At 67.6% G+C, this 12639-nt stretch carries 11 protein-coding genes; 8 read left to right on the top strand and 3 right to left on the bottom strand.

The genetic code is table 11. The annotated features are described in order from the left end of the window. Positions 1-94 precede the first annotated feature (94 nt). The 3 genes from rho to hutC all read right to left on the bottom strand — a co-directional run bounded on the left by rho (position 95) and on the right by hutC (position 2777). A complete protein-coding gene (rho, locus tag ACP7EY_RS00930; RefSeq protein WP_099787178.1) occupies positions 95-1357 on the bottom strand; it encodes a transcription termination factor Rho in 1263 nt (420 codons plus the stop codon). Between the two features lie 132 nt (positions 1358-1489). Next, positions 1490-1816: a thioredoxin TrxA gene (trxA, locus tag ACP7EY_RS00925; RefSeq protein WP_426189521.1), complete on the bottom strand. Its 327-nt coding sequence runs from the start codon at positions 1814-1816 to the stop codon at positions 1490-1492. 241 nt (positions 1817-2057) lie between these two features. Next, entirely contained in the window at positions 2058-2777 is a 720-nt protein-coding gene (gene hutC / locus ACP7EY_RS00920; protein WP_426189519.1) for a histidine utilization repressor, read from the bottom strand. 143 nt (positions 2778-2920) lie between these two features. Between hutC and ACP7EY_RS00915 the strand changes: the two genes are divergently transcribed. Genes ACP7EY_RS00915 through hutH form a run of 8 tightly spaced genes read left to right on the top strand, consistent with a single transcriptional unit; the run spans position 2921 to position 12635 of the window. Then, complete coding sequence (locus ACP7EY_RS00915; protein ID WP_426189517.1) at positions 2921-4102, top strand: methylated-DNA--[protein]-cysteine S-methyltransferase; 1182 nt, start codon at positions 2921-2923, stop codon at positions 4100-4102. Continuing rightward, positions 4099-4794: a 2OG-Fe(II) oxygenase gene (locus ACP7EY_RS00910; RefSeq protein ID WP_426189515.1), complete on the top strand. Its 696-nt coding sequence runs from the start codon at positions 4099-4101 to the stop codon at positions 4792-4794. Before ACP7EY_RS00915 ends, ACP7EY_RS00910 begins: the two co-directional genes overlap by 4 nt. Before the next feature lie 52 nt (positions 4795-4846). Continuing rightward, positions 4847-6511, top strand: a complete 1665-nt coding sequence (locus ACP7EY_RS00905) for an amidohydrolase (RefSeq protein WP_426189512.1) — start codon at positions 4847-4849, stop codon at positions 6509-6511. A gap of 25 nt (positions 6512-6536) precedes the next feature. Further along, positions 6537-7238, top strand: coding sequence for an alpha/beta hydrolase (locus ACP7EY_RS00900; protein ID WP_426189509.1), 702 nt, complete (start codon positions 6537-6539; stop codon positions 7236-7238). 23 nt (positions 7239-7261) lie between these two features. Next, on the top strand, positions 7262-8890 hold the full coding sequence (locus ACP7EY_RS00895; protein ID WP_426189507.1) for an AAA family ATPase: 1629 nt from the start codon (positions 7262-7264) through the stop codon (positions 8888-8890). A gap of 4 nt (positions 8891-8894) precedes the next feature. Continuing rightward, positions 8895-9359, top strand: coding sequence for an NUDIX hydrolase (locus tag ACP7EY_RS00890; RefSeq protein WP_426189504.1), 465 nt, complete (start codon positions 8895-8897; stop codon positions 9357-9359). A gap of 55 nt (positions 9360-9414) precedes the next feature. Next, positions 9415-11103: a urocanate hydratase gene (gene hutU, locus ACP7EY_RS00885; RefSeq protein ID WP_426189502.1), complete on the top strand. Its 1689-nt coding sequence runs from the start codon at positions 9415-9417 to the stop codon at positions 11101-11103. Beyond that, positions 11100-12635 carry a histidine ammonia-lyase gene (hutH, locus tag ACP7EY_RS00880; protein WP_426189499.1) on the top strand — a complete coding sequence of 512 codons (1536 nt, stop codon included), beginning with the start codon at positions 11100-11102 and terminating at the stop codon, positions 12633-12635. Before hutU ends, hutH begins: the two co-directional genes overlap by 4 nt. Positions 12636-12639: the final 4 nt, after the last annotated feature.

Genomic DNA, 12639 nt, shown 5'->3' with positions numbered 1-12639 from the left:
GGGTTAAATACTGCAACCCGCGATTGTACAAGCATTTCGCGGTGCAGTCACCAAAAAAAAGGACACCGCAGTGTCCTTGTATTGGCGAGCGGGTTTAGCCGCCGCGGCGCATCAAGTCAAAAAATTCATTGTTGTTCTTGGTCGCCTTCATCTTGTCGAGGATGAACTCCATCGCTTCGATCTCGTCCATCGAGTACAGCAACTTGCGCAGAATCCAGATTTTTTGCAGCTGGTCGGGCTTGATCAGCAGTTCTTCGCGGCGGGTACCCGATTTGTTCAGGTTGATTGCCGGATAGACCCGCTTCTCGGCCAGGCGGCGCTCGAGGTGGACTTCCATGTTGCCGGTGCCCTTGAATTCCTCGAAAATCACGTCGTCCATGCGCGAACCGGTTTCGATCAGGGCGGTGGCGATGATGGTCAGCGAGCCGCCTTCTTCGATGTTTCGGGCGGCGCCGAAGAAGCGTTTCGGGCGCTGCAGGGCGTTGGCGTCGACACCACCGGTGAGCACCTTGCCGGAGGCAGGGATGACGGTGTTGTAAGCGCGCGCCAGGCGGGTGATCGAGTCGAGCAGGATCACCACGTCTTTTTTCATTTCGACCAGGCGCTTGGCTTTTTCCAGCACCATCTCGGCGACCTGCACGTGGCGGGTGGCGGGCTCATCGAACGTGGAGGCGACCACTTCGCCGCGCACCGAGCGCTGCATTTCCGTCACTTCTTCCGGGCGCTCGTCGATCAGCAGGACGATCAGGGTGCAGTCAGGATGGTTCGCGGTGATCGCGTGCGCCATGTGCTGCAGGATGACCGATTTACCCGATTTGGGCGACGCCACCAGCAGGCCGCGCTGGCCCTTGCCAATCGGTGCGATCAGGTCGATGATGCGGCCCGTGATGTTTTCCTGGCCCATCATTTCGCGCTCGAGGCGCAAGGGCTCGTTCGGGTGCAGCGGGGTCAGGTTCTCGAACAGGATGCGGTGCTTCGACGCTTCGGGCGACTCGCCGTTGACCTTGTCGACCTTGACCAGTGCAAAGTAGCGCTCGCCGTCTTTCGGGGTGCGCACTTCGCCTTCGATCGAGTCGCCGGTGTGCAGGTTGAAGCGGCGGATCTGCGACGGCGAGATATAGATGTCGTCCGTCGAGGCCATGTAGGAGGCGTCGGGCGAGCGCAGGAAGCCGAAGCCGTCCGGCAGCACTTCGAGGGCGCCGTCGCCAAAAATTTGTTCACCGGACTTTGCGCGCTTTTTCAGGATCGCAAACATCAGTTCCTGTTTGCGCAAGCGGGCCGCGTTGTCGATGTCGAGGCCAATTGCCATCTCGAGAAGTGCCGAGACGTGCATTGCCTTCAGTTCAGATAAGTGCATGTGTTGAGTCCCGTGACGGGAAAGTAAGGTAGGGGAGGGAACTACGTGGGTTGATCAAGGGGAGGCAGGCGAGTGCGCCACACCCGTCCACATCAGATTCCGACGCGGGCGCGCCGGAATCGCGTCATCATATCAGATGTTGCTGTCGATGAACGAGGTCAATTGGCCTTTGGCCAGGGCGCCGACTTTTTGCGCCGCAGCGACACCGTTCTTGAACAAAATCAGGGTGGGGATGCCGCGGATGCCGAACTTGGCCGGTACGGCCTGGTTGGCGTCGACGTCCATCTTGGCGATCAGGATCTTGCCGTCGTATTCCTTGGCCACTTCTTCCAGGATGGGACCGATGGCCTTGCAGGGACCGCACCACTCCGCCCAGAAGTCAACCAGCACCGGACGCTCGGATTTGAGGACGTCGGCTTCGAAGGATGCGTCGGTAATGTGTTTGATATTTTCGCTCATGTTATTTTTTCCTCAATCGAGGGTAAGGTGAAAATTATGCCTGGCGGTGGGCCGTCCAGCTTCTGATTTTGCACACGTTGTGTCAACGTAATTGCAACACTTATGGTGGCGACGAAACACGCGAATTCAATAAGTGGGGGAAGAGGAAGAGGCGTCGGGCGGGATATTGATAGAAATAATAACCGATTTTTTACTTGGGGGGCGGGGCGCCGCACAAAAGTTGAAGTTTATGTAAAACCGCTCAAGCCACGCTGCCCGTGTACTGGTACAGATCGCCCGGGTGCCACATCGTCACCACCGAGGCCACGCTGCCGCCCGAAGTGGTGGTGCGCTTGAGCACCAGGCAACTGGCGTTGGCGTCGATCGCCAGCATCTGCGCCACCTCTTTGGGCGCGGCCAGCGCCTCGATGCTGTAGCTGGCCCCTTGCAGGGGCGCCGCCTGCATCAGGTGCTCATTCGGGGTGATGCGGGCGTAATCCTGCTGCAAATAGGCGGGCGCGCTGGCCGGATTGACCCAGCGGTCCTCGACCTGGATGGGTTTGCCATTTTCAAAGTGGACGATGACGGAGTGAAACAGCGCGCTGCCGGCGGCCAGCGCGAAGCGGCGCGCCAGCGCCTCGCTGGCGCGCTCTTCGGCCAGCAGGTGCAGGCGGCTGGCGTGGACGTGGCCGCGGGCGCGGATTTCTTCGGCGATACTCTTGATTTCCACCAGCGTCGCCTGGTATTTTTTCGGCGCCACGAAGGTGCCCGAGCCCTGGCGGCGCGTCAGCACCTGCTCGGCCGTCAGCTCGCGCACGGCGCGGTTGACGGTCATGCGCGAGACGCCGAACTGGCGCACCAGCGCCTGCTCGGACGGCACCACCTCGCCCTCTTTCCAGCGGCCGGCGGCGATCTCGGCAACGAGGTAATCCTTGATGCGCTGGAAAATCGGGGTGCTCTCTTGCGCGTTCGGGTGATCCACACTACTCTCCGGGGTGAAACGGCGGCACGCCGCGACGGGGCCGAATGGGGCCGATTCTAGCATTTGAATTCAAAAGCAAGACCCGGGGTGCGGCACGGCGCGCGACGGTCCATCCTGCGCTGGTACCGGACAAGGAGAGCGCCATGGACCGCATGATCGACGACACACTATATAAGACCGACGCCACCGACGCCGACGCCTGCTGGGCTGGCGTATTGCGGCGCGACGCCCGCATGGACGGGCGCTTCTGGTATTCGGTAGCCAGCACGGGGGTGTTTTGCCGGCCCTCGTGCGGCGCCCGGCCACCCCTGCGCCGCAACGTCGCCTTTCACGCCAGCGTGAGCGCGGCGCTGGCGGCGGGCTTCCGGCCCTGCCTGCGCTGCAAGCCGGACCAGCCGCCGCTGGCCGAACGCCACGCCGCCGCCGTCGCCGCCGCCTGCCGCATGATCGACAGCGCCGCCGCCGACGCGGTGCTCGACCTCGAGGCCATCGCCGCCGCCTGCCGCATGATCGACAGCGCCGCCGCCGACGCGGTGCTCGACCTCGAGGCCATCGCCGCCGCCGGCGCCATGAGCCGCTTTCACTTTCACCGCATCTTCAAGGCCCACACGGGCATCACCCCGAAGGCCTACGCGGCCGCCGCCAGGACCCGCCGGGTGCAGCAGGCGCTGACGCAAGCGGGCTCGGTGACCGATGCCATCTACGCCGCCGGCTACCAGTCGAGCGGGCGGTTTTATGCGGGCGCCGATGCCATTCTGGGCATGCGGCCGGCGGCGTACCGGGCCGGTGGCGCCGGTGCCAGCATGGTGTTTGCCATCGGCGCGTGCTCGCTGGGGGCGATCCTGGTGGCGGCGAGCGAGATCGGCATCTGCGCCATTCTCATGGGCGACGACCCGGACGTGCTGGTGCGCGACCTGCAGGACCGCTTTCCCCGCGCCGAACTGCGCGGCGCGGACGGCCACTTCGAGGCCATCGTCGCCCGCGTGGTCGGCCTGGTCGAGCAGCCCGGCCTGGGCCTGGACCTGCCGCTCGATGTGCGCGGCACCGCCTTCCAGCAGCGCGTCTGGCAGGCCTTGCGTGCCATTCCTGGCGGCGAGACGGTCAGCTATGGCGCGCTGGCCGAGCGGCTCGGCGTGGCCGGCGGCGCCCGCGCCATCGCCGGCGCCTGCGCCGCCAACCCGCTCGCCGTGGCCATTCCCTGCCACCGGGTGGTGCGCCAGGATGGGTCCATGTCCGGCTACCGCTGGGGCGTCGAACGCAAGGCTGCCCTGCTCGAGCGCGAAGCGGCCCAGGCCGTGCCCGTGCCCGTGCCAGCGGCGCCATGACGCCCGCCGCGCTGGACTGGGATGCCATTCGTGAACGGCTCGACGCCCACGGTTGCGCCGTCGTGCCCGCACTGCTCGACGCCGCCGCCTGCGCCGCGCTTGCCGCCAGCTATGCCGAACGCGCCCTGTTTCGCAGCCGGGTGGTGATGGAGCGCCACGGCTTTGGCCGCGGCGAGTACCAGTATTTTGCCTATCCGCTGCCGGACCTGGTGGCGCGCCTGCGCGAGCAGTTGTATGGGCCGCTGGCGGCGATCGCCAACGACTGGCACGCCGCCCTGGGCATCGACAGCCGCTTTCCCGCCGCGCACGCGGGCTTGATCGCCCGCTGCCACGCGGCCGGCCAGCGCCGCCCCACCCCCTTGCTGTTGCAGTACGGGGAAGGCGACTACAACTGCCTGCACCAGGACCTGTATGGCGAGCAGCTGTTTCCGCTCCAGCTGGTGGTGCTGCTGTCGCAGCCGGGCAGCGATTTTACCGGCGGCGAACTGGTGCTCACCGAGCAGCGCCCGCGCATGCAGTCGCGCGTCGAGGTGGTGCCGCTGGAGCGGGGCGACGCGGTGATCTTTCCCGTCAATCTGCGCCCCGTCAACGGTGCGCGCGGGCCGTACCGGGTGGCGATGCGCCATGGCGTGAGCCGCATTCGCAGCGGCGCGCGCCACACGCTCGGGATCATCTTTCACGACGCCGCGTAGGCGGGTACACTCTGAGTTCGCGCTGCCGCGCCCGCTACCTGGAGATGATTCGATGCGCCTGATGCCCCTGTTTGTCCTTGCCCCGCTGGCATTGCTGTCGGCCGCCCATGCGGCCACCGTCCTTGACCGCGCCAACGGTTACACCCTCAACAGCAAGAATGAACTGGTGCGTTTCAGCTCGCTCGCGTTCGACGACGCCGGCCGCATCATCTCGGTCGGCAGCGCCGCCCAGGTGGCGGCCAGGGCGCCAGGCGCGCGCCACATCGACCTGCAGGGCCAGACCGTGCTGCCGGGCCTGATCGACGCCCACGGCCACGTGTTCGGCCTGGGCCAGATGCTCACCGAGCTTGACCTGTCGGCCAGCGTCAACCTGGCCGACGCCCTCAAGGCGACGGCCGCCTACGCGCGCGCCAATCCGGGCGACGACAGCGCCTGGCTGCGGGGACGGGGCTGGAACCAGGAAGTGTGGAAGCTGGGCCGCTTCCCCACCGCGGCCGAACTTGACAAGGTCGTGCCCCGGCGCCCCGTCTGGCTCGAGCGGGTCGATGGCCACGCCGGCTGGGCCAACAGCGCCGCGCTGAAACTGGCCGGCATCACCAAGGCCACCGCCGATCCGGTGGGCGGCAAGATCATCCGCGACAGCGCCGGCAATGCCACCGGCATCCTGGTCGACGCGGCCAAGGAACTGGTCGAAAAAGTGCTGCCGCCCCAGAGCGAAGCCCAGGCCCGGCTGGTGCTCGAGCGCGCACTGGCGGAAATCGCCCGCGTCGGCCTGACCACCGTGCACGACGCCGGCATCGATGTGGCCAGCGACGCCCTCTACCGCGACTACGCCGACAACGGCAAACTGAGCGCCCGCGTCTACGCCATGATCGGCGGCACCGAGCGCGACTTCGACGTGCTGGCCGCCAAAGGCCCCCTGAAAACCTACGCCAACGACATGTACGCGCTGCGCGCCGTCAAGCTGTACTCGGACGGCGCGCTGGGCAGCCGCGGCGCCGCCCTGATCGCCCCCTACAGCGACGAGCCGACCTCGCACGGCCTGCTGTTCAAGAGCGACGCCCAGATGCGCGCCATGATGGAAAAGGCCATGAAGAAGGGCTACCAGGTCAATGTGCACGCCATCGGCGACGCCGGCAACCGCCAGATACTCGACGGCTACCAGGAACTGATCGGCAAGACCGCCACCAGCGGCCTGCGTCACCGCATCGAACACGCGCAGGTGGTGGCCTTGCCCGACATTGCCCGCTTTCGCCAGGCCGGCGTGATCCCCTCGATGCAGCCGACCCACGCCACCTCGGACATGAACATGGCCGAGCAGCGCGTGGGCGCCGAGCGCATCAAGGGCGCCTACGCCTGGCGCACCTTCCTCAAGCAGGGCTCGCGCATCGCCTGCGGCTCCGATTTCCCCGTCGAGTCGCCCAATCCCTTCTACGGCATCCACGCCGCCGTCACCCGCCAGAACGGCGCCGGTGTGCCCGCCGGTGGCTGGCACAAGGAGCAGGCGATGACCTTGCCCGAGGCGTTCCGCTGCTTCACCCTGGACGCCGCTTTCGCCGGCCACCAGGAAAACCAGGTCGGCTCGCTCGAAGCGGGCAAGTGGGCCGACTTCATCGTCATCGACCGCGACCTGTTTACGATCGCGCCGGCCGACATCGGCAAGATCGGCGTGCTGCAGACCTGGGTGGCGGGCAAGCAGGTATTTTTGAAAAAATAAGGCTGGCAACAAGGAGAAAGCCATCATGCTCGAGCTCGATCCCTCCCTGCTGGGGCGCATGACGCTCAGCGCCGCCGCGCTTGCCGCCATCGATCCCGCCGCTGGCGCGCTGGCGCCGGGGCGCCATCGGCTGGGCCTGTCCGCCGGGCGCGACGCCGTGCTGTTCGTCCCCGCCGGCCTGCGCATTGACGCCCCCGTGCCCCTGCTGGTGTTCTTCCACGGCGCCGGCGGCTTCCCCGAAAAGGTGCTGCCGTTTATCGAAGAACACGCCGAGCGGGGCCAGTTCCTGGTGCTCGCGCCGCACGCCACGTTTGCCACCTGGGACATCGTCATCGGCGGCCACGGCCCCGACCTGGCGCGCCTGCAGGCGGCGCTGCGGCTGGTGGCGCAGCACTACCGCATCGACGTGGCGCGGCTGGCCTTCGCCGGCTTTTCCGACGGCGCCAGTTACGCCCTCTCGACCGGCATCACCAATGGCGACGTGGTCAGCCACGTGATCGCTTTTTCCGGCGGCTTCATGAATATCTTCCGCCAGCACGGGGCGCCGCGCGTGTTCATCGCCCATGGCCTGGTCGACGAACAACTGCCGATCGCCACCAGCGGGCGCGCCAACGCGGCCAGCCTGCAGGCGGCCGGTTACGACGTGCGCTATGTCGAGTTCAACGGCCTGCACGTGATCGCGCCGCCCATCGTGGCACTGGCCGTCGACTTTTACCTGGACCATTAACCGTTAGCCGATCAGGACCGCGCATGGACTTTGAGATCCCCGAATCGCTCGTCAAGCCCCTGCTGGGCGCCATCGCGGCCGACTCGCCGCTGGCGCGCCGGCTGGGCGAATTTGGCGCCTGCCACGGCGACATCGTCGTGCCCAGCGCCCTGTTCGACGCCGCCGCCCTCAACACCCTGTACGCCCTGAGCAAAACGGGCAACGAGCGCGCGCTGATGTTCCAGATGCTGGCGCTCGATAACATCTATAACGCCCCGCAGGCGCGCCCCATCCCCGCCCTCGACCAGCTGGTGCCGGGCCTGGTGGCCTACCTGGCGCGCGACCTGATCGACGGCTGGCTGTACCGCCGCAACAAGGACGGCACCCTGCTGCCCTGGCTGGTGCAGCGCCTGCGTTACGTCGAGCCCGACCAGGGCCGCCCCTACGTGGTGGTGGACCTGCTGGCCAATACCATGGACGCGGCCAACGCGGCGCACACCGACCCCGCCCAGCGCCGTTCCGGCATGTCGTACTCGCTGGTGATCAACCGCCACGATATCGTCAACCGCAGCATTCCGGCGCTGCTGGCCGAATTCGGCTTTTACAAGGAATGCGCCGAATTCAAGCGCGAATACGAGGGCCACGCCGCGCTGTTCGTGCGCTACCAGCCCCGCTTCGGGGCCCAGTTCGTCGCCCGCCACGGCGGCTTTGTCGAGGACGACGGCGCCAGGGGCCAGCTGCAACTGCGTCGCATCGCCGCCCCGGGCGGCGCCCGCTGCGTCAACGACGAAGCACTGCTCGAGCGCCGCTTCGACACCGCCAGCGACGCCGATTTCTGGCGCGCCGCCGGCATCGGCGAGGGCTTCGAGCGCATCCCGCTGCACTGCTATATCCACCTGTTCCATCTCGAATGGCACCGCGCCATCCGGGTCCACGTGCAGCACCTGCAGCCCTACCAGTACCGGCCCGCCTTGCGCGACAAGCTGGTGCTGCCCAGCCACCACCGCGACCTGATCGACATTCTCACGGCGAACCTGGACGTTTTTACGGAAGACGTGGTGCCCGGTAAATCGGGCGGCACCACCATCCTGTGCCAGGGCGCGCCGGGCCTGGGCAAGACCCTCACTGCCGAAATCTACGCCGAGGTGGTGGGCAAACCCCTGTACCGTGTCCACTCGGGCCAGCTGGGAACAACGGCGGCCTCGGTGGGCGCCACCCTGACGGGCATCTTGCACCGCGCCATGCGCTGGCAGGCCATCATCCTGCTCGACGAAGCCGACGTGTACATCCGCCGGCGCGACAACGACCTCGAACACAACGCCATCGTCGCCGAGTTCCTGCGCACGCTCGAGTATTTCGACGGCCTGCTGTTCATGACCACCAACCGCAGCGGCGACGTCGACGACGCCATCCTGTCGCGCTGCATCGCCACCATCTGCTACGAGACGCCGACGCAGGACGACGCGCTGCGCCTGTGGAAGCTGCTGGGCGAGCAGTTCGGCGCGGCCCTCACGGACGAGCTGATCGAGGCGCTCAGCGGCGCCTTCCCCCACGCCAGCGGGCGCGACATCAAAGAGCTGCTCAAGCTGGCCACGCGCTACTGCAAGGCGAAAAACCTGCCCCTGTCGGAGCCCGTGTTCCGCCTGTGCGCGCGCTTTCGCGGCCAGCCGTGAACCGATGCGCCGCCGCCCCACCGCGCGCCTGCTGGTGACCGACCCGCAGGGCCGGGTGCTGCTGTTCCTGTTCGAACACCGGGGCGGCGCCCTCGCTGGCCTGCGCTACTGGGCCACCCCGGGCGGCGGGGTCGAGCCGGGCGAAGCGGTGGCCGCCGCCGCCGTGCGCGAACTGCGCGAGGAAACCGGCATCGTGCGCACCCTGGCGGCCGTGGGCGCGCCGCTGGCCCGGCGCCAGCAAGTGTTCAAGGTCGATTGCGGCGCCAGCGTGTGCGACGACGAACATTATTTTTCGGTGCCCGTCAGCGACGGCGCCGTCGATTTCTCCGGCTGGACCGACTACGAACGCAACTGCATGAGTACGCACCGCTGGTGGTCGACCCTTGATCTGGCGCAAACTGCGGAAACCATCTGGCCGCAAGATTTGTCGCGCCTGCTCGAACTGGCACGCCGTCATCGAAGCGCTTGACGATCTTGTATAGACAACTTATCCTTCGTTTCAGACCCGTCCACCAGGAGCTGACATGCAAGATCCCCGCTTCGATCCCACCCGCGTCGTGAGCGCACCGCGCGGCGCCACCCTCAGCTGCAAGAGTTGGCAGACAGAAGCGGCCTACCGCATGCTGCAAAACAATCTTGACGCCGCCGTCGCCGAAAATCCCCAGCACCTGGTCGTCTACGGCGGCATCGGCCGCGCCGCCCGCGACTGGGCCTGCTTCGATCAGATCCTGGCGTGCCTGCGCACGCTCGAGGACGACCAGACCCTGCTGATCCAGTCCGGCAAGCCGGTCGGCGTGTTCCAGACCCACGGCGACGCCCCCCGCGTGCTGATCGCCAATTCCAACCTGGTGCCGAAGTGGGCCACCTGGGAGCATTTCAATGAGCTCGACCGCAAGGGCCTGTTCATGTACGGCCAGATGACGGCGGGCAGCTGGATTTATATCGGCACCCAGGGGATCGTGCAAGGCACCTACGAAACCTTTGCCGAAGCAGGGCGCCAGCATTTTGGCGGTTCCTGGCGCGGCCGCTGGATCCTGACGGCGGGCCTGGGCGGCATGGGCGGCGCCCAGCCGCTGGCGGCCAGCTTTGCCGGCGCCGTGTCGCTGACCATCGAATGCCAGCAAAGCAGCATCGACTTCCGCCTGCGCACGCGCTACCTCGACAAGCAGGCACGCGACCTGGACGACGCGCTCGCCCTGGTCGAGCACCACTGCGCGCTGGGCGAGGCCGTCTCGATCGGCTTGTTGGGCAATGCCGCCGAGATCCTGCCCGAACTGGTGCGCCGCGTGCAGGCGGGCGGCCGCGCGCCGGACCTGGTGACCGACCAGACCTCGGCCCACGACCTGATCAACGGTTACCTGCCGGCCGGCTGGAGCGTGGCCGCATGGCAGGCGGCGCGCCAGGACGCGACTGAACACGCGCGCCTGCGCGATGCCGCCGCCGCCTCCTGCGCCGTGCACGTGCAGGCCATGCTGGCCTTTCACGCGATGGGCATCCGCGTCGTCGACTACGGCAACAACATCCGCCAGGTCGCCTTCGATCAGGGCGTGGCCGACGCCTTTGCCTTCCCCGGTTTCGTGCCCGCATATATCCGCCCCCAGTTCTGCGAAGGGCGCGGGCCGTTCCGCTGGGTGGCCCTGTCGGGCGACCCGGAGGACATCTATAAAACCGACGCCAAGATCAAGCAGCTGTTCCCCGACCACGCCCAGGTCCACCACTGGCTCGACATGGCGCGTGACCGGATCGACTTCCAGGGACTGCCGGCGCGCATCTGCTGGCTGGGGCTGGGCGAGCGCCACCTGGCCGGCCTGGCCTTCAACGAGATGGTGCGCACGGGCGAACTGAAGGCGCCGATCGTGATCGGCCGCGACCACCTCGACACCGGTTCCGTGGCCAGCCCGAACCGCGAAACCGAAGCCATGCGCGACGGCAGCGACGCCGTCTCCGACTGGCCCCTGCTCAATGCCCTGCTCAACACCGCCGGCGGCGCCACCTGGGTCTCGCTGCACCACGGCGGCGGCGTCGGCATGGGCTACTCGCAGCATGCCGGCATGGTCATCGTCGCCGACGGCAGCGCCGCCGCCGCCAGGCGCCTGGCGCGCGTGCTGGTCAACGACAGCGCCTCCGGCGTCATGCGCCACGCCGACGCCGGCTACCCCGCCGCCATCGCCTGCGCCAAGCGCAGCCACCTCGACCTGCCGATGATCCCATGACCACTTTTACCCTCACCCCCGGGGCCATGACCCTGAGCGATCTGCGCGATGCCTGGCACGCGCGAGCGCCGCTGGCGCTGGCGCAGTCCGCCTGGGCGCCCGTCGAACGGGCCGCCGCCGCCGTGCGCGCCATCGTCGCCAGGGGCGACGCCGCCTACGGCATCAACACCGGTTTCGGCATCCTCGCCAAGACCCGCATCGCCGACGACCGCCTCGAGCAACTGCAAACGAACCTGATCCTGTCGCACGCGGTGGGCACGGGCGCGCTGCTGTCGGACGCGGTGGTGCGGCTGATTTTACTGATGAAAATCGGCAGCCTGGCGCGCGGCTACTCGGGCGTGCGCCCCGTCATCGTCGAGACCCTGATCGCGCTCTACAACGCCGGCATCATGCCGGCCATTCCCGCCAAGGGCTCGGTGGGCGCCTCGGGCGACCTGGCGCCGCTGGCGCACATGACGCTGGCCATGCTGGGAGTGGGCCAGGTGCGCGTCGACGGCGTGCTGATGGAAGCGCAGGCGGCGCTCGACGGCGCCGGCATCGCCGTCGTCACGCTGGCGGCCAAGGAGGGCCTGGCGCTGATCAACGGCACCCAGGTGTCGACCGCGCTGGCGCTGCACGGCCTGTTCATGGCCGAGCGCCTGCTGGAAGCGGCCATCGTCACCGGCGCCCTGTCGCTCGATGCCGCCCGCGGCAGCGACGCGCCGTTCGACGCCCGCGTGCACGAAGTGCGCGGCCAGCCGGGCCAGATCGCCACCGCCGCCATGTACCGCGAACTGCTCGCCGGCAGCGCCATCCGCGCCTCGCACCTGGTGGGCGACGAGCGCGTGCAGGACCCCTACAGCCTGCGCTGCCAGCCGCAGGTGATGGGGGCGGTGATGGACCTGGTGGGCAATGCGGGCCGCACCCTGCTGATTGAGGCCAATGCCGTCACCGACAACCCGCTCATTTTTGCCGACACGGGCGAGATCATCTCGGGTGGCAATTTCCACGCCGAACCGGTGGCCTTCGCCGCCGACACGCTGGCGCTGGCCATCGCCGAGATCGGCGCGCTGGCCGAACGCCGCATCGCCCTGCTGATCGACGCCAGCCTGTCGGGCCTGCCCGCCTTCCTGGTGCGGGAGCCCGGGGTGAACTCGGGCTTCATGATCGCCCACGTCACCGCCGCCGCGCTGGCGTCGGAAAACAAGTCGCTGGCGCACCCGGCCAGCGTCGACAGCCTGCCCACCTCGGCCAACCAGGAAGACCACGTCAGCATGGCCACCTTCGCGGCGCCCCGGCTTGACGATATGGCGCACAATACGGCTGTCATCATCGGCATCGAGCTGCTGGCGGCGGCGCAGGGCATCGACTTTCACCGTCCGCTGACCAGTTCGCGCCACCTCGAACACGTGCATGCGCGGCTGCGGGCAACGGTGCCGTTTTTCGCCGCCGACCGTTTTTTTGCGCCCGACATCGAGGCGGCCCGCACGCTGGTGATCGAGGGCGCGCTGAGCGCCGCGTGCAAGCACCTGTTTACCGCTTTGCATCAGTAAATCA

This window comes from Massilia sp. DWR3-1-1, from assembly GCF_049898325.1.
Taxonomy (GTDB): Bacteria; Pseudomonadota; Gammaproteobacteria; order Burkholderiales; family Burkholderiaceae_D; genus JAFCUW01.
The sequence above is the reverse complement of the archived record's forward strand: the minus strand, read 5'-3'. Positions and strand labels throughout refer to the sequence as shown.